16 protein-coding genes are annotated in these 15,624 nt (G+C 63.3%); 9 read left to right on the forward strand and 7 right to left on the reverse strand.

Annotated elements, in window-relative coordinates:
- Positions 1-140 precede the first annotated feature (140 nt).
- Both ABSG20_RS02755 and ABSG20_RS02760 read left to right on the forward strand, forming a co-directional pair.
- Entirely contained in the window at positions 141-380 is a 240-nt protein-coding gene (locus ABSG20_RS02755) for a hypothetical protein (protein ID WP_423862950.1), read from the forward strand.
- 15 nt (positions 381-395) lie between these two features.
- A complete protein-coding gene (locus ABSG20_RS02760; RefSeq protein ID WP_423862951.1) occupies positions 396-962 on the forward strand; it encodes a MarR family transcriptional regulator in 567 nt (188 codons plus the stop codon).
- Between the two features lie 7 nt (positions 963-969).
- Here the strand turns inward: ABSG20_RS02760 and ABSG20_RS02765 are convergent, their stop codons facing one another.
- Both ABSG20_RS02765 and ABSG20_RS02770 read right to left on the reverse strand, forming a co-directional pair.
- Positions 970-2,145: an alpha/beta hydrolase family protein gene (locus ABSG20_RS02765; protein WP_423862952.1), complete on the reverse strand. Its 1,176-nt coding sequence runs from the start codon at positions 2,143-2,145 to the stop codon at positions 970-972.
- 206 nt (positions 2,146-2,351) lie between these two features.
- The gene (locus tag ABSG20_RS02770; protein ID WP_423862953.1) at positions 2,352-3,404 is read right to left on the reverse strand and encodes a hypothetical protein; all 1,053 of its coding nucleotides are present in this window, start codon (positions 3,402-3,404) and stop codon (positions 2,352-2,354) included.
- A 277-nt stretch (positions 3,405-3,681) separates the two neighbouring features.
- Between ABSG20_RS02770 and bamA the strand changes: the two genes are divergently transcribed.
- Entirely contained in the window at positions 3,682-5,985 is a 2,304-nt protein-coding gene (bamA, locus tag ABSG20_RS02775) for an outer membrane protein assembly factor BamA (protein WP_423862954.1), read from the forward strand.
- A gap of 60 nt (positions 5,986-6,045) precedes the next feature.
- On the opposite strand, the gene ABSG20_RS02780 is transcribed toward bamA, so the two are convergent.
- The 3 genes from ABSG20_RS02780 to ABSG20_RS02790 form a co-directional block, all read right to left on the reverse strand.
- Complete coding sequence (locus ABSG20_RS02780) at positions 6,046-6,210, reverse strand: Flp family type IVb pilin (protein WP_423862955.1); 165 nt, start codon at positions 6,208-6,210, stop codon at positions 6,046-6,048.
- A gap of 202 nt (positions 6,211-6,412) precedes the next feature.
- The gene (locus ABSG20_RS02785) at positions 6,413-6,964 is read right to left on the reverse strand and encodes a DUF6456 domain-containing protein (protein WP_423862956.1); all 552 of its coding nucleotides are present in this window, start codon (positions 6,962-6,964) and stop codon (positions 6,413-6,415) included.
- A 157-nt stretch (positions 6,965-7,121) separates the two neighbouring features.
- Complete coding sequence (locus ABSG20_RS02790; protein WP_423862957.1) at positions 7,122-7,664, reverse strand: GcrA family cell cycle regulator; 543 nt, start codon at positions 7,662-7,664, stop codon at positions 7,122-7,124.
- A 171-nt stretch (positions 7,665-7,835) separates the two neighbouring features.
- On the opposite strand from ABSG20_RS02790, the gene ABSG20_RS02795 reads away from it, so the two are divergent.
- Both ABSG20_RS02795 and ABSG20_RS02800 read left to right on the forward strand, forming a co-directional pair.
- Positions 7,836-8,168: a helix-turn-helix domain-containing protein gene (locus tag ABSG20_RS02795; protein ID WP_423862958.1), complete on the forward strand. Its 333-nt coding sequence runs from the start codon at positions 7,836-7,838 to the stop codon at positions 8,166-8,168.
- Between the two features lie 188 nt (positions 8,169-8,356).
- Entirely contained in the window at positions 8,357-8,632 is a 276-nt protein-coding gene (locus ABSG20_RS02800; protein ID WP_423862959.1) for a hypothetical protein, read from the forward strand.
- A 282-nt stretch (positions 8,633-8,914) separates the two neighbouring features.
- Here ABSG20_RS02800 and ABSG20_RS02805 read toward each other — a convergent pair whose 3' ends face one another.
- Positions 8,915-9,154, reverse strand: a complete 240-nt coding sequence (locus ABSG20_RS02805) for a hypothetical protein (RefSeq protein WP_423862960.1) — start codon at positions 9,152-9,154, stop codon at positions 8,915-8,917.
- Positions 9,155-9,422: 268 nt separating this feature from the next.
- Between ABSG20_RS02805 and ABSG20_RS02810 the strand changes: the two genes are divergently transcribed.
- The 3 genes from ABSG20_RS02810 (at position 9,423) to ABSG20_RS02820 (ending at position 13,674) form a co-directional block, all read left to right on the forward strand.
- On the forward strand, positions 9,423-11,138 hold the full coding sequence (locus ABSG20_RS02810) for a Spy/CpxP family protein refolding chaperone (protein ID WP_423862961.1): 1,716 nt from the start codon (positions 9,423-9,425) through the stop codon (positions 11,136-11,138).
- Positions 11,139-11,178: 40 nt separating this feature from the next.
- Positions 11,179-12,495, forward strand: coding sequence for an MFS transporter (locus tag ABSG20_RS02815; RefSeq protein WP_423862962.1), 1,317 nt, complete (start codon positions 11,179-11,181; stop codon positions 12,493-12,495).
- 159 nt (positions 12,496-12,654) lie between these two features.
- Entirely contained in the window at positions 12,655-13,674 is a 1,020-nt protein-coding gene (locus ABSG20_RS02820) for an MBL fold metallo-hydrolase (protein WP_423862963.1), read from the forward strand.
- Between the two features lie 406 nt (positions 13,675-14,080).
- On the opposite strand, the gene ABSG20_RS02825 is transcribed toward ABSG20_RS02820, so the two are convergent.
- Positions 14,081-14,464, reverse strand: a complete 384-nt coding sequence (locus tag ABSG20_RS02825) for a carboxymuconolactone decarboxylase family protein (RefSeq protein WP_423862964.1) — start codon at positions 14,462-14,464, stop codon at positions 14,081-14,083.
- Positions 14,465-14,580: 116 nt separating this feature from the next.
- Between ABSG20_RS02825 and ABSG20_RS02830 the strand changes: the two genes are divergently transcribed.
- Positions 14,581-15,555: a Gfo/Idh/MocA family protein gene (locus ABSG20_RS02830; protein WP_423862965.1), complete on the forward strand. Its 975-nt coding sequence runs from the start codon at positions 14,581-14,583 to the stop codon at positions 15,553-15,555.
- The last annotated feature ends 69 nt before the right edge of the window (positions 15,556-15,624 follow it).

The following is a 15,624-nucleotide window of genomic DNA, read 5'->3' on the forward strand; positions in this document are numbered from 1 at the left end:
ACTAACTCTGCAGGGCAGGTTCCGGATCCGCCGGGTGAAGCACCCTTAAGGGCTGGTTCCCTTGTTCCCTTTGAAACCGCTCAGCCGCTTCGCGCCTTCGGACACTCCCGCAGCAACGCGAGGGACTTAAGCGAACCACCATGAACGGGACGATCCAGGTTCCCCCCAGCCGCCACCTCGAACTATGCATGTTTCAGTTTTGTAATCAAAATACTTTATTAACTAATGTATCGAATTATCCGACGGTTGTGACCTCGTTGCAACAGTGGCAATTCGACAACTCGGCCGGCAAAAAGCGAAGTGTTAAGCAAAAATGGATGGCAAGCTGGTTTGCATTCATTGATTATGTTAATGGTAAGGCAAAATTGTTTCAGGATTGAAGTGGAAACCAGCCCATGAGCCGCACCGGCAGAAAGCCTGCAAACTCCTCCGCGAACGCCTGGGGCGGTGCGAACCGCACTGACGCGGATGCCCCGGTCGCCAAGAAGGCCGCCGCCAGGAATCAGGACAGCATCAGGCAGTTCACCTGGCAGATCGCCTCGATCAATGTGCATCTCGAGGAGATTCGCTACTTCTGGGCCAAGGCGCTTGGCATCAGCGGTCCGCAATGGATGATCCTGATGGCGCTGGCGGACCTCGATCACGGCGAAGGCGCATCGGTGAAGGCGGTGTCAAAGATGCTTCACGTTGACCCCTCATTCGTCACGACCCAGTCGAAAATGCTGGAGAAGAAGGGTTTCATGCGCCGAAAGACCTCGGCGGAGGATGCCAGAGTCGTCCAGATGTCGCTGACCGACAAGACCTACAAGCACATCGCGAGCCTGGCTTCGCAGCAGGACGCGTTGAACGAGTTCATTTTCGCGGAATTCAACGACCGCGAGCTCGGCGAGTTCAACACCAAACTCGCGTCGCTGACCAAGCGTCTCGAAAAGGCCAGCGTCAAGGTCGCGATGGATATTTGAAGTCGCTTTATGCCTGGGTGCGCCGGCCGAGGCGGTGGCGCGCATCGGCGGCCAGCCGGTCGGCGATCCAGTCGAAAATATACTCATTGGCAAGCGTCGGATTGTCGGAGTGTCCTTGCGCGGCCGCGGTTTCCGATCGCTGGAAAATCTTCAGCTGGATATCCCGATGATGGTCCCTGATCTGCTCGAACAGCATGGTGACATGGTCCTTTTCAAGCCAGCCGCGTTCACCAAGGGTCACCAGAACCGGGCATTTGATATATCTGGCGATGCTGCTGCGCCGGCTCATGGCCGCGACACCACAATGCAGCGACGCGACCCGCTGCATCAGAAATGCGCGCTCGTGCAGATCCCAGATGCCACCGTCACAGACCGCGGCCGCGACACGCCGGTCAAGCGCAACGCCGCGCGCCACGAACGACGAACCCGCGCCATCTCCAAGGATCGCGATCCGGCGTTCGTCGACATCCCCCCTTGCCAGGAGATAGTCCACCACCGAGCCGATCGCCGTCTCCAGGTCGGAACGGCCGGCCACTTTTTCGAATTGGGCGCCGGTGCCCGATCCCAGGAGATCGACGGCAAGCATGGCCATGCCGCGGTCCCGGGCGTAGCGCGCGGTCTTGTAGAGATACTCTTCCTTGCGGCTTCCCGGCTCGCCGATGCAGATGACGACAGGGACGAGCCCCGCCGGCGCCGGCGCCGGCAGGAGATAGCCCTGAAGCGAATAATCATCCAGCCAGGGGATGTCGACAACCTCGGCGGCCGGCGTCAGCTGTTCGAGATAATGATGGGCGCAACTTCGCATCCGTGCAAGCACGCCCTGGAGTCTATTGTCCGCAGCATCGAAAGGATAAGCCGCCGCCTGATAGTAGTTGACGGCCCGCAGCCAGTTGCTTTGCGCCGTCAGCACATGGCCGCCCCTGAAGGCGGTATCGCCGCGTTCGCGGCTGGCATCGGCGGTCTTTTTCCATTCCCGGTACCAGTTATCCTCATCCTGCGGATCGATCCGGCTCGCCGTGAGCAAGCATTCGGAAACGGTCGAGCCGCCTTCCTGGGCCGCCCCCAACAGCCGCGCCAACTCGTTCGACAGATCCTCGAAATCGGGCCAATAGCTCCATGCTCTTGAACTGCACTCGGCGTCTACGCTGGATTCGGCCGCCCGCTTTGTTGCGCCGTGTGGCACGTCATATCCCCCACTCACTGCTACGCTACTCAACCAAATCCCGACCGGATCATGATCCGATTGAATTGAACCGGATCATGATCCCAGCTCGTCAGATTGCGCATGATCTTCGAGCAGACGCTTCGCGCTGGTCCGGGGTAGAACCGGTTCCCACCCCCGGGTCGGGCCCGAGGGCATGAGTGTCCGGATCATGCTCCGATCCCCGATCACTGCTGCTTTTCCCAGAATGACAACAGTCCCTGTGAGGCCGAACCGCCGATCACGCAGGGGATGCCGATCGCGACCTGCCCCAGCGCCGCCGCCGAGACGCAGCCGAGCGCGACTGCGCCGACCCCGACCTGGCCCCAGAAATCGAGGTTGCGCCTGGCATCTGACCCCTTGGCCTTGAGCTCTTCCACCGCGGCGAGCGCATCCCTGCGCACCGCGCCGAGCTGGACCGTGTCGGCGGCTTCGATCACCTCGGCGAGCGGCGTCTTGACCGGCGCCGGCTGCAGCGCCAGCTCGTCGCGCAGATATTCGCGCAATCCGACATCGCGCACCGCGTAGCTCGCCAGCGTGTAGCGCGCCATGCTGCCGACCGTCAGCTTGTCGACGGTGTCACGGCTTTTGCTCCAGGGCAGCATCGCGATGATGCGTAGGATCGGGGCATGGGAGCCGGTCGCGAAATAGTATCCCCACAACGTGTCCAACAGATCCTGATTGCTGGCGAAGGTCAGCGTCAGCTTCAGCTTCTTGTCGTCCTTGGCGAAGGGATTGCGCGCGAAGAAGTCGTGCACCTTGTCGAACATGCCGGGTTTTGTCTCTTCCAGAGGGATCTCGTTCAGGGTCGGCAGTGTTCCGTCGAGGTAGCTATCGATCATCACCTTGCGTCCGGGCATTCGCGGCGCGACGCTGCGCAGCAAATCCTTCCAGCCGGGTAACCCGGAATAGGCGATGGCGCGGACGATCACCCATTCATCTTCCGGGGGCACCGGAAAGAAACTGGCGACGAGCTGCTCGGCCCTGGCGGGGTTCGACCCGATCGCGCCGGCGATGAAACCGAGGTAGATGCCGGAATTCTCCGGCTCCTTGAAGCTCTGGGCGTGGAACAGCACGCGCACCGCGGCGGGGACATGGGCGTAGTCTGGCTTGGCCCGGTAATTGTAGATCCACTGCTGGACGACGCTGAGCGAAGCGCGCGGATCGATCTCCGGCGTGACCGCGGCTTTCGCTGGGTGCGCCAACACGAACAGAACGATGACGATGGCTGCGTAGCGCATATGGATGCTCCCGAAGCTCGTTCCCGCCTGCGGCGGGCGCTCACCTCTCCGGGTAAACCGCATTTGAAGCGGCTATGCGACGATTCTGGGGTCAGACGGTTCGCCGCCGCGTCGAAATTATGGCGAAATTTTAATGCTGCAGCCTGCAACTGACCCCGCGTCCGACATTCTTTTGCCCCGCAGGAGCAATTCGATGCGCCAGTTCGGGCTGTAACACAGGCGGGACGGTAGGATGGGTTGCAGGCAAATGCAGGGGCGATACCGAAGGCGCGGTGCCGTGGGCGCCCTGGCGTTCGCCGCACTCGGGCTCATCCTTGTCGCCACGCCGACGGCCGCGCAGGCCGGCGAGGCGGTCGAAGTGCAGGGCAACCGGCGCGTCGATAGCGCGACGGTCCGCTCGTATTTTCGCGCGACACCCGATGGTCAGTTCGACGAAGCCGCGCGCGATGCCGCGCTGAAGGCGCTATGGGCCACCGGCCTGTTCGACGAGATCAAGATCGAGCGCGCCGGCGCGGCGCTGGTCGTGCATGTCACCGAGGCCCCGGTGCTCGACCGCGTCGCCTTCGAAGGCAACCGGAAGGTACAGGACAAGGACCTGGCCGCCGTGGTTGAATCCAAGCCGCGCGGCACGCTGCAGCGCGCCGTGGTGCAGGCCGACGTCGGCCGCATCATGGAAGCCTACCGGCATGTCGGGCGCGACGATGTCAGGGTCGTGCCGCAGATCATCCGCCGCGGCGAAGATCGCGTCGATCTGGTCTATGAAGTAACCGAGGGGACCAAGACGAGTGTGCGCCAGATCGACTTCGTCGGCAATCATGCCTTCGGCAAGCCCCAGCTCGCCGCCGTGATCAAGACCTCGGCCACGAATATCCTGAGCTTCATTACCGGTGGCGATAGCTACGACCCCGACCGTGTCGCCGATGATCGCGAGCAGCTGCGGCTTTACTACCGCAGCAAGGGCTATGCCGACGCCGGCGTGACTTCGGCCAAGGCCGAATACGATCCGGCAGCCCATGGATTCATTCTGACGTTTTCGATCGATGAAGGTCCGCTCTATCATTTCGGCGACGTCGGCGTGGTCTGCAACGTGCCGGGACTGGATGAGGAAAAACTCCGCGGCCTGCTGCTGGCGCGCCCCGGCGCCGTGTTCAATGGCAACGCGCTCGACAAGACCTCGGAAGCGCTCGCGATCGAACTGGCAAAACTCGGCTATCCCTTCGCGCAAGCCCTGCCGCGCACCACGCGCGATGCCGCGGCGCGCCGCATTGACGTGTCGTTCGTGATCGATCAGGGCGCGCGGACCTATGTCGAGCGCATCGAGATCCACGGCAACACCCGCACCCGCGGCTACGTGATCCGGCGCGAATTCGACATCGCCGAAGGTGATGCCTACAACAGGGGCCTGATCGATCGCGCCGAGCGGCGCCTGAAAAACCTGAACTACTTCAAGACCGTCAAGATTTCGACCAGACCCGGCTCGGTTTCGGATCGTGTCGTGCTCGATGTCGATGTCACCGAACAGTCGACCGGAGACTTCAATATTGCCGGTGGCTATTCGACCACGGATGGCGTGCTCGCCGAGGTCAAGCTCGGCGACCGCAGTTTCCTGGGCACCGGCGTGGCCGTCAATTCTTCCGTGACCTGGGGCCAGTATGCGCGCGGCGTCGATCTGTCGGCCTCGGAGCCGTATTTTCTCGGCACCCGCGTCGCGGCGGGCATCGAGCTCTACGGCAGGCAGACCGATTCGAGCCCCTATCAGTCCTACGGCAGCACTATCTACGGGGCGACCCTGCAGCTTGGCACGCCACTGACCGAGCAGCTCGGGGTGCAGTACCGCTATGCGCTTTATAATCAGGCCGTGACGGTCGATCCGACGTCGCTGGCTGCGGCGCCGTCGCTGCCGATCCAGCAGGCCGCGCTCGCCGGCCCGCAATGGGTCTCATCGGTCGGCGACACCGTCACCTATTCTACGCTCGACAACAGCAAAAGTCCGACCAGTGGCCTCAATTCCCAGCTCAAGCAGGACCTCGCCGGGCTCGGTGGTGATGTGAAGTTTCTGCGCACCACCGAAGACGTGCGCTACTACCACCCTGTCAACGATGACGTGGTCAGCCTGGTGCGCGCGCAAGGCGGCTACGTCACCGGCTGGGGCGGCCAACAGGTGCCGCTGCTCAACAGCTTCTTTGGCGGCCCGAGCATGGTGCGGGGATTTGCCCCCAACGGCTTCGGTCCGCGCGATCTCACCCCTGGCACGACCATGGATAATGTCGGCGGCAGCATGTACTGGGCGACCACGGCGGAACTCCAGAGCAACATCCCCGGCGTGCCCCAGGAATACGGTCTGAAGGCATCGGCCTTTGTCGATGCCGGCAGCGTGTTTCGCTACAGCGGACCGACCGCCTTCCCGGGCTCGGCGCAATCGCTGCAGGTCGCCAATGCCAATGTGGTGCGCTCCTCGGTCGGCGTCGGCCTGACCTGGGCCTCACCGTTCGGCGCCCTGACCGTGAACTACGCCGTGCCGCTGAGCAAGGCTGCCTACGACGTGGTGCAACCGCTGAGCTTTGGCGCCGGACCGTTTTGAAGGGGCGGTTGGGGCTTGCGGGCGGCGCGGATGACGCGTTCGCCGATCCGCGCCGCCGGCTTACTTCAGCGAGCCGTTGATGGAAGTAAACTGGCCGTTGACGTTCGACCCAAGCCCGTTAACCACGGCGATGATGGCCAGCGCAATACCTGCCGCGATCAGTCCATACTCGATGGCCGTAGCCCCGGACTGGTCGGAAAAAAAACACAACAAGGTCCTCTTCAAATCTGCCTCCTCTGAACTTTCTATTCGGGATAGCCGCGAAGTGATGGCCGCAAGATACCGGCAAAGATTGTACGGTCAGTTAATCGATTGAGTTCGATTTTAGATGGCGAGGTGAATCACACGGAACGCCCTGGATTCGCGAGATCGCTGCAAAGCGGAAAAACATCACGTCGGTAATCTTTCATGCGGCTTGAGCCCTGGCTTACCTCTGCTCCGTCGCAAAGCCATAGAGCAGCGCCAGCCGGTCGAGGCATTCGCGGAAACGCCTGGCAAAGTATCCGATCCAGCGCTGGCCGGGCAGGGCCCGGCGCTGGCCGACCTGGGCCATGGTCATGCCCAGTATCAACACGTCATGCACCAGCGCCGAGCCGTCGGCGCCGAGTTCGCGCTCGGCGCGGTTGAGCCGCAGCACGGCCTTGCGCTGGCGTTCGGTGATCGGCTCGCGCGCCTGCCCGCCATCGACATATTCCCGGCTGGGATCGACGGCGCGCGGCCCGCGCTCGGCCGCCTCCCAGTCGTCCTGGAAGGCCCGCCCGCTCTGGTATTGCGCCTCGTCGATCTGGCCATGGGAATGCAGCCGCCCCAGCGGATCGTTGCGGATCGAGCGCAGCGTGACGATCTTGTCGCCGGGCTCGAGCCCCAATGGATCGTCCACTTCGACGGCCGCCACCTCCGCATTGCGCAACAGATCGCGCGCCCGCCGATCGTGAGCTTTTGTTGCTTTGAGCGACTTGTTGCGTTTTGCCCGTGCCATGGTGGATGCTCCTTGCAAGCTTGATACTGGAATGGCTGGTTTGGTCGTCCGCTGTTACGTCGCTCGCCGGCGACATAGGCCGGCAGTTCGGACTGACGGCGATCGTGGGCTATAGCGATCGGAGCGCCGCCATCGGCCCTCTCGAGATCGCCACGCATCATGCCGCTTCCACCGTCCTCAGGCGGACCGTGCTGGCCGCCCGCTCCGGGACGGCGCCGGGGCCGCGCGTCAGGTGAAAATGCGGCACGCAATAGCTGGATCCGGCGCGGCGGGAGTGGCCGCAGAAAGTGATGGCTTCGCCTTCCTCGTCGCCGCCATAGGGATAACGGCAATCGCCGGGCTCCAGATCAAGCAGCGAAAGACGGCGCGGGACAATTTCAACGCAGCGCAGCTTAACCGGCTCGGCGCGCTCAAACACCGGCATCGGCCGCGGCAATCGGCGGGCGTGAGGTTCGCCCGGCGGGGAAAGCCGCGGCGGATCGATTTTCGGCGCCAGCCTCGTACAGCGGCCCGGCGCATCCTTGGCCCGGCTGGGCTCGGCCAGTCCCATTCGCTTGGCGCGGCCGATCGCGGCGCTGCGGGAATAGGCGGTCTGGAACTTGGCGTTGATGGCGTCGGCGATTTCCGAATAGGACATACCGCTTGCAAGATAGTCGCGCAGCGCGTCGCAATGGGCAGGTGGCCAGTCGGTCGATTGCATCTGCGTCTCCCCTGCCCGATCAAGTCGCGCCAATCTTCGGCGTCGCATTGCACCCTCGCCCGGACCATGCGTTATTTTCCCTTGCCTTGTTACACCCACGGTAACTGATTTGTCAACTATGTTACGCTAGTTGACGATGACAAGGCATTCCAGCCGGTGTAACATGGGGCCATGTCGAAGCGCGTGGGATATCGCCCGAAGCGGGCCAGGCGGCCAACCTTCATCAGGCAATGGCGAGAATATCGCGGCCTGACGCAGGACGACCTTGCCGCCCGCCTCGATACCTCCAAGGCCACCATTTCCCGAACCGAGACGGGGCGGAGCGCCTACACCCAGGACTTCCTGGAAGCCTGCGCCGAGGCATTAAATACCGATCCTGCAAGCCTTTTGATGCGCGACCCCTCCGACGAGGAGGCGGTGTGGTCGCTGTGGGATCAGGCCAAGCTCGGCGAGCGCAAGATGATTGAAAGCATTGTCCGCACGGTGATGAAAACCGGGACTTGAAGGCTCGGACCGACAGCCGAGGCGCGCCAACCCCTGGTTGCAGTAATTTCCCCCACGCCCGAATCAACGGCCGCGATATCGTCGCTGAGGTCGGCATTTTGTTACATCTGAGGTAATAACGCTTGACAGCCTGTTACCTCAGGTGTAACAATCCTCTCAGCGCGAACCGCCTGAACCGGGGCCTCTCGATGCAGTATTTCGTGGTCATGATCGATTACGGGCGGCGCGGCCGCGAGGCCATTGTCGATCCCGAAATCACGCGGCGCGAAGTCATCTCCCGCATCGCCTCCGGAGAGTACAAGAACATCAGCTTCATCCATGAAATCGACGATGGCGCAGTCGGCGATATCACCGCCGAAATCCTGGCGGAGGCCGCGGTTCCGGAACTGCCGATGTCATCGGCCGAGTTGCAGGCCAGCCATTTCGATCATGCCCGCGATCTCAGAAAGCACGAGGTGGTGTGATGGGACGCCCGATTTGGCTCGCTCGGCACGCCTTGCCCAATCGCCCGGAAAGCCCTGCTCTTAGAGACAGTATTAAATTACCTTATGCCCTGTTAATCGCCCTGTATTATCAGGTGTTAACAGGCGCACCAATCGGGTCGGTCGAAGCCGGTGCTAAACTCACAACCCTGCAGGTCATGGTGCACCGAACGACCGCCCGACGATGCCGGCGCGCTCGCGACCGTCTGATCGCGGCGACGCGCGAACCGGTCATGCTCGCAGGCCAGCAGGTGTACGTCGGGCTTAAGACCATCGCGTTGTGTCACTGGCACGGGACACTGCCTGGGCGATGGTTGCGGTCGGCGCGGCGCCGCCGCGCGCCAGAGCGCCGGAGGACATTGCTGCCAGCGCCTTGTGGTGCCACATCTCGGCCTCAGCCAGCAACTGCCAGCTGTCAAGCGGATGAAACACCGCGCGTTGACGGCACAGGGATTCCATCGCGCGGTAGCGGACGAGGTCGCGGTAGCGAATGGAATCCTGCATGGCGAACCTCCAATTCCTTGCGCTCGATTGATGGTTATCTAAATCCGATTCCAGGCAGTGTCATCAGCGTTGAGGCGAAAAATTCGACTGTTGTCGCGGGAACCCGACCCGCAAACGCAAGGCCTGTCGTGAAGTTTCCTTATCCCCCTACAAAAATTACAAAAGATGGAACTTGTTTCACATCCGATGGAACTCTTGCAGAGCGCGGGGGTTGCCGGACATCCCGTTGCACGCTCTTGTTGGAGCGCGGCGGGCGCTTGAGGGTGTCATGTCAAAAATCAGATTTTGTGCCGTTATCGCTGTCGCCACCGTGCTGGTCAGCGCTGCCTGCGCAGCTCCGGGACGCGGCGGCGGAGGTGGAGGTCACGGCGGTGGCGGCGGAGCGCCGCACGGAGGCGGCGGCGGCCATGTCGGCGGCGGCGCCCGCATGGGCGGTGGCGGCGGAGCACCGCACTTCGCGGGCGGCGGCGGCCATTTCGGCGGTGGGGCACGCATCGGTGGCGGCGGCCCCCGGATGGGCGGTGGCGCTCGCATCGGTGGCGGGGGCGCCCGGATGGGCGGTGGCGCTCGTATCGGCGGCGCAGCACGTTTCAGCGGTGCCCATGTCGGCAATTCGCGCATCGGCGGCAGAGCCGCGATCTCCCGTTCTGCGTCACAGCCAGGTTTCCGCGGGCAGCGCTCTCTTGCGGCTCACGGCCGTCCGAACGGCAATGCCGCAGGCCGGACAGCGGTGAACGCAAACCGCAACACCACGTTGAATGGAAACCGCAGCGCCAATGCCAGATCGGACGCGGTGCGGAACGCGCTCAATTCACACGCCGTCGCCGGCGCACTCCACGACAGAGCTGCACTGCGAAATTCGAATGCGCGTGCTCAAATCGCGGCGAGCGCGGCAACGGCGGGCTGGCATGACGGCCGTGGCGGCGGCAACGGATGGTGGCGGCATGGCCACGGCGGATATGGCTGGGTCGGCCCGCTGTTCTGGCCGTTCGCCTATGACGACATGTATGACTACGCGATGTGGGGCTATGGCGACGATGCCGCGTTCTGGGATTACGGCTATAACGATATTTATGCCGGCCTGTTCTCGCCTTACGGCTATGACGACCTCGCGGGCTACCTGCCGCAAGGCGGCGGCCGTTCCGAGGTCGGCACCCGGCAGGCCCCCGGCGCTCCGGCCGCGGCGTCCGACCAGCTGAAGCAAATGTGCGGCGAGGACAGCCGCGATATCGCAGGCCTGCCGGTCGATCAAATCCAGCAGGCCGTTGCCCCCAATGATTCCCAGCGTGCGGCACTGGACGATCTGGCCAGCGCCTCGGTAAAGGCGGCCCAGGACATCAAAGCGGCCTGTCCGACGCAGGCAGCGCTGACGGCGCCTGACCGGCTCGCAGCCATGCAGGGACGGATCGAGGCGATGATATCGGCGGTCGGGACGGTTCAGACCCCACTGCAAAAGTTTTATGATTCCCTGAACGACGAACAGAAAGCCCGGCTGAACGCGCTCGGCCAGGATCAACCCAAGGGCGGGGCTGTGCCAGCGACCGGCGCCACGCTCACGCCAAACTGCGGGACAACGCAAGCAAGCGCACTGAACTGGCCAGCCGCCGAGATCGACGCCAAGCTGCATCCGACCGAGGCGCAACGCACCAGCCTCACCGCGCTGCAGGATGCGAGCGCAAAGGCTTCGGACATGCTCAAGGCCTCCTGCCAGACCGGCGACGCCATCACTCCGCCGGCACGTCTTGCGGCCGTCGGCAAACGGCTGGAGGTCATGCTGCAGGCAGTGAAAGGCGTGCGCACCGCGCTGGACGACTTCTACGCAAAGTTAAGTGATGAGCAGAAGGCGCAGTTCGAGGCGATCGGGCCGGCACGTACCGCGCTTTCCGATGCTCCGTCCACCGCGCAAGCGCATGTCCATCGCCACCACCACCGCGGTGTGAACGTTGCCGGACTGATCCGGCATTTCATTTCACTGGCGCGGTGAATGAGAGGGAGGACCGCGCCGATCCTCTTGGACTACTCCGATGCAAGCTGTAGAACTCCGCACCATCGGCAAAATCTCCAGGCGGATCGTACCGTTCCTGATGGTCTGCTATTTTGTCGCCTATCTTGACCGCGTCAATGTCGGCTTCGCCGCGCTGACGATGAACGGGGATCTCGGCCTGTCGCAGACCGCGTTCGGCTTCGGCGCCGGCATCTTCTTCGTTGCCTATTTCATCTTCGAGGTGCCGTCCAACCTGCTGTTGGAAAAGTTCGGCGCGCGCAAATGGATCGCCCGCATCATGCTGAGCTGGGGCATCTTGTCGGGCGCGATGGCATGCATCCCGCTGATCGCCCGCTTCACCGGATTTGGCAACGAGCACAGCTTCTATCTCGTGCGGGTGCTGCTCGGTGCCGCCGAGGCTGGCTTCTTTCCCGGCATCATCTTCTATCTGACGCTGTGGTTCCCGGCCGTGTACCGCGCCCGAATCGTTGGCTATTTCATGGCCGCGATCCCGCTTTCCACCGTCATCGGCGCGCCGATCTCCGGCGCGCTGCTCTATCTGCATGGCGGCCTCGGGCTGGCCGGCTGGCAGTGGCTGTTCGTGATCGAAGCCGTTCCCGCCATCATCCTGGCCGGCGTGGTATTCTTCTATCTGACCGACCAGCCCTCCGACGCGGCATGGCTTACGCCCGACGAGCGCGCCTGGCTCACCGGGCGGCTGCAGATCGAGCGGCGCCACCGCGAGAAGGTGCAGAGCTTTACGGTGGCGCAGTCGCTGGTGAATCCGCGGGTGATCGGACTGAGCCTCGTCTATTTCGGCGCGGTCGCGACCAATTACGGTCTGAGCTTCTTCCTGCCGCAGATCGTCAAGAGTTTTGGCCTCAACATATTCCTGACCACAATCGTCTCCGCCGCGCCTTATGTGGTTGGCGTGATCGGCATGGTGTGGTGGGGCCAGCGATCGGATCGCGTCGCCGAGCGCCGATTTCACGTCGCGTTCCCGCTGTTCGTCGCGGCCGCCGGCATTGCGGTTTCCACCGCCTTCGACGATCCCCTGCTCAAGATGATATCGCTGTGCGTCGCGGGCTTTGGCATCTTCGCCTGCCTGCCGGTGTTCTGGACGCTGCCGACCGCCTTTCTGTCCGGCGCCGCGGCGGCTGCCGGGATTGCCGTGATCAATTCGATCGGTAACCTTGCGGGTTTCGCCGGGCCGTTTGCCATGGGCTGGATCAAGGACCAGACCGGCAGCTATGCCGGCGGGCTGCTGCTGCTGGCCGGGCTCGGGATTCTCGCGATGGGAATCGTGCTGGTGCTTGGCCACGACCATGCGCTCGAACATGCGCCGGCGGCGGAGTAGGTGATACCGCTTTTTTACGTATCGGGGACTTGATCATCCCGGGTCCGACGATTCCGATTGCATGGTTCCTTCAAAGATTCCAGATTACGCGAAGCCCGTCACACCCGGGCAATAGCTTTCCTCCAGGATGATGCTTCGGAAAACAGGGGATGAACTGACATGTTGCCTAACCATGACTCCTCGGCTGTTGGTGGATCACAAATCGGGCGGCCGATTTCGCTCACCCGCCGCTCGCTTCTCGTCGGCGGCCTGGCCGCCACCTCGCTCGCCTTTGTCACCGGCAATGCTCGAGCCAAGGCGCCGGCCTATGGCCATCAGGTGCTGAGCGCCTATCGGCACACCGTGGGCGATTTCGAGGTCATCGCCTTGAGCGACGGCGCGGTCGATCTGCCGCTGGCGCTGTTCGCCAAGGCCGATCCGGCCGAAGCCGCAAAGATACTCAGCGCGACCGGACGCCCCACCGATAAGTTAGGCACCCAGGTCAACGCCTTTCTCGTCAACACCGGCGACAAACTGGTGCTGATCGATTCCGGCGCAGGCCAATTGTTCGGACCTACGCTCGGCCGCTTCGCCGCCGATCTGACCGCGCTCGGCATCGATCCCGGCGCCGTCGACGTGATCGCGATGACCCATCTGCATCCCGACCATTTCGGCGGCCTGTTGACCGGAGAGTCGAAACTCGCCTTCCCAAACGCCCAGATTTTCGTCGGTGAGGCCGACATCAAATTCTGGCTCGACGAGTCGATCGCCGCCAAGGTTTCCGCCGACAACAAGCCGTTCTTCGACCAGGCCCGCATGATGGTCGGCCCCTATGTCGCGGCGCAGAAATACCAGCCGAGCGTCGACGGCAAGGAAGTCGTGCCGGGCGTCACCGCGATCGCCGCGCCGGGCCATACCCCCGGCCACACCATGTACCGCGTCACCTCGGGCAACCAGACGCTGTTGATCTGGGGCGACATCATCCATGCCGCCGCGCTGCAATTCCCCCACCCCGAATGGGCAATCGCCTTCGACAGCGATCAGGACACAGCGATCGCGACCCGCAAGAAGGTATTCGACATGACCTCGGCCGACAGCCTGGCCGTCGCCGGCGCCCATCTGCCCTTCCCCGGCATCGGCTACGTCATCAAATCGGGCACTGCCTACAGCTACGCGCCGCTGCTCTGGGCGCCCGGATAGCGGGCGCGGCAATTTGCCGAGCCGCCGAAACCGCCATCACAGCATTGGATCCGCGTCCCAGCGTCGAAGACCCCGACCGACGCGACCGGCTCGCCATCACGCGCCACGACGCCGTTTCCAGCGACGGCGTTCGCGTCCCCTATGTGCAAAATCGGTCCACCGGGCGAGACCGGCGCGGCGACCGGGTGCATCCCGGTCACGCACGCAAGATGGCCGCTCCAGGCCATGGGGTACGACGCCCATTTCTACGAACCCGCGACGGGCGGCCACAGCTACGGTCAGGATCATGCGCTCTGGTGCTCGGGATGGGCCAAAACGACGAGAATTTTCATGGAGCCGGAACCTGAAGGGTGATGCCTGGCCTTGATATTAGCGCGTTGCGGACGCGGCAACAGGCCGTCTTCACCTATGGGCCGGGCGCCGCACCAAAGATTTCAGCGGCGATGCGGTTGGTCTCGATCGCCGCGGGTATGCCGCAATACATCGCCACCAGCAGCAGTACGTCCTGCACCTGCTCCCTCGTACATCCATTGGCCAGCGCCCCCCTGGCATGGACGCGAAATTCCGCAGGCCTGTTGCCGGCCGCGGTAATCCCAAGCATCACCAGACTGCGAACCGAGTCCGGCAGGCCGGTCCTCTCCCAGATATCGCCGTAGACATAGGCATTGATGACGTTCTGCAGCGGCGCGCCGAATTCACCGGATGCCGACATGCGCTGCGCCACCTCGGCCTCGCCGAACATCTTTTTGCGCCGGCGCAGACCGCGCGCGTATAACTCATTGGTGTCCATTTTTTTGCCTCCCCGCGATGACGCTTTGTCATTCGCGATTTATAGGGTCAAATAAAGGGTGTCTCAACCGGTGCGATCTCTGAGCATCGGGATCGGAAGCTCTTCAAGGTGATCCCATGATCCACGCGGCGATCGCAGGCCTCGGCCGTTGGGGCCGCGCTCTGGTTGCGGCCTCGCTCGGCCACGAACGAATAAAGATCGTCCGCGCCATCGAGCCCGACATCGGGAGCGCGCTAGCTTTTTGCGCGCAGCATGATCTTGAACTCTGCGACGATCTGGACGCCGTACTCGCCGATCGCGCCATCGATGCGGTGCTGCTGGCAACGCCGCATTCGCTGCACGCGGCGCAAGTCTTGGCCTGCGCCGCGGCCCGCAAGCAGGTATTCTGCGAAAAACCGCTGGCGCTCTCCTGCGCCGATGCGGTCAAAATGTTCAGGGCCTGCCGCGACGCCGGCGTGGTGCTCGCGGTCGGACATGTCAGGCGCTTCTGGCCATCGATGCGCGCGCTGCTCGATATCGTGGAAAACGGCGAGCTCGGCAGCATCCTGCATGTCGAAGGCCATAACAGCAACGAAAACTCGCAGAAGATTTTAGGCGGCTGGCGGTTGTCGGCACAGGAATCGCCCGGCGGCGGACTGACCGGGGCCGGACTTCACGTGCTGGACGCCTTCGTCAGCCTGCTCGGGCCGGTGCGCCGGGTTTATGCGCAACTCAACCAGCGCGATGTGGGGCCGCCACCGCTCGATACGGCAATCCTGACGCTGGATTTTATCAATGGCGTCACTGGACAGTTGTCGACGGTGCGGGCCACGCCGCAATACTGGCGCGTCCACGTGTTCGGCACCAAAGCTTCCGCCGAGGTGCTGGATGAATGCACCATGATCCTGCGCCAGAGCGGCGGTGGGCCGCAGCGGATCGACTATCCTGCGGTCGACGTCCTGCGCAGCGAGATCGAAGCTTTTGCCGATGCGATCCTGCAGCAGCGTCCGTTCCCGGTGCCGGAAGCGGACGTGCTGGCGACCCTGTCGGCCTTTGAGGCCGCGCTGCAATCGATGACATCGGGCGTTCCGGTTCGGTGCCGCGAGGCTTGAGCAAGAGCGCCGCCTTTGCCGCCGCTGCATCAACGTTTAACACGCCACCATCGTCAATCTGACGCAAGA

Origin of the sequence: Bradyrhizobium sp. (assembly GCF_049512235.1) — a bacterium.
Lineage (GTDB): Bacteria > Pseudomonadota > Alphaproteobacteria > Rhizobiales > Xanthobacteraceae > Bradyrhizobium.

What these genes read in the sequence shown, in the direction of transcription:
- ABSG20_RS02755 (WP_423862950.1), top strand. Translation starts at nt 141, where the DNA reads ATGAACGGGACGATCCAGGTTCCCCCCAGCCGCCACCTCGAACTATGC.
- ABSG20_RS02760 (WP_423862951.1), top strand. Translation starts at nt 396, where the DNA reads ATGAGCCGCACCGGCAGAAAGCCTGCAAACTCCTCCGCGAACGCCTGG.
- ABSG20_RS02770 (WP_423862953.1), bottom strand. Translation starts at nt 3,404, where the DNA reads ATGCGCTACGCAGCCATCGTCATCGTTCTGTTCGTGTTGGCGCACCCA.
- ABSG20_RS02785 (WP_423862956.1), bottom strand. Translation starts at nt 6,964, where the DNA reads ATGGCACGGGCAAAACGCAACAAGTCGCTCAAAGCAACAAAAGCTCAC.
- ABSG20_RS02790 (WP_423862957.1), bottom strand. Translation starts at nt 7,664, where the DNA reads ATGCAATCGACCGACTGGCCACCTGCCCATTGCGACGCGCTGCGCGAC.
- ABSG20_RS02795 (WP_423862958.1), top strand. Translation starts at nt 7,836, where the DNA reads ATGTCGAAGCGCGTGGGATATCGCCCGAAGCGGGCCAGGCGGCCAACC.
- ABSG20_RS02800 (WP_423862959.1), top strand. Translation starts at nt 8,357, where the DNA reads ATGCAGTATTTCGTGGTCATGATCGATTACGGGCGGCGCGGCCGCGAG.
- ABSG20_RS02805 (WP_423862960.1), bottom strand. Translation starts at nt 9,154, where the DNA reads ATGCAGGATTCCATTCGCTACCGCGACCTCGTCCGCTACCGCGCGATG.
- ABSG20_RS02810 (WP_423862961.1), top strand. Translation starts at nt 9,423, where the DNA reads ATGTCAAAAATCAGATTTTGTGCCGTTATCGCTGTCGCCACCGTGCTG.
- ABSG20_RS02815 (WP_423862962.1), top strand. Translation starts at nt 11,179, where the DNA reads ATGCAAGCTGTAGAACTCCGCACCATCGGCAAAATCTCCAGGCGGATC.
- ABSG20_RS02820 (WP_423862963.1), top strand. Translation starts at nt 12,655, where the DNA reads ATGTTGCCTAACCATGACTCCTCGGCTGTTGGTGGATCACAAATCGGG.
- ABSG20_RS02825 (WP_423862964.1), bottom strand. Translation starts at nt 14,464, where the DNA reads ATGGACACCAATGAGTTATACGCGCGCGGTCTGCGCCGGCGCAAAAAG.
- ABSG20_RS02830 (WP_423862965.1), top strand. Translation starts at nt 14,581, where the DNA reads ATGATCCACGCGGCGATCGCAGGCCTCGGCCGTTGGGGCCGCGCTCTG.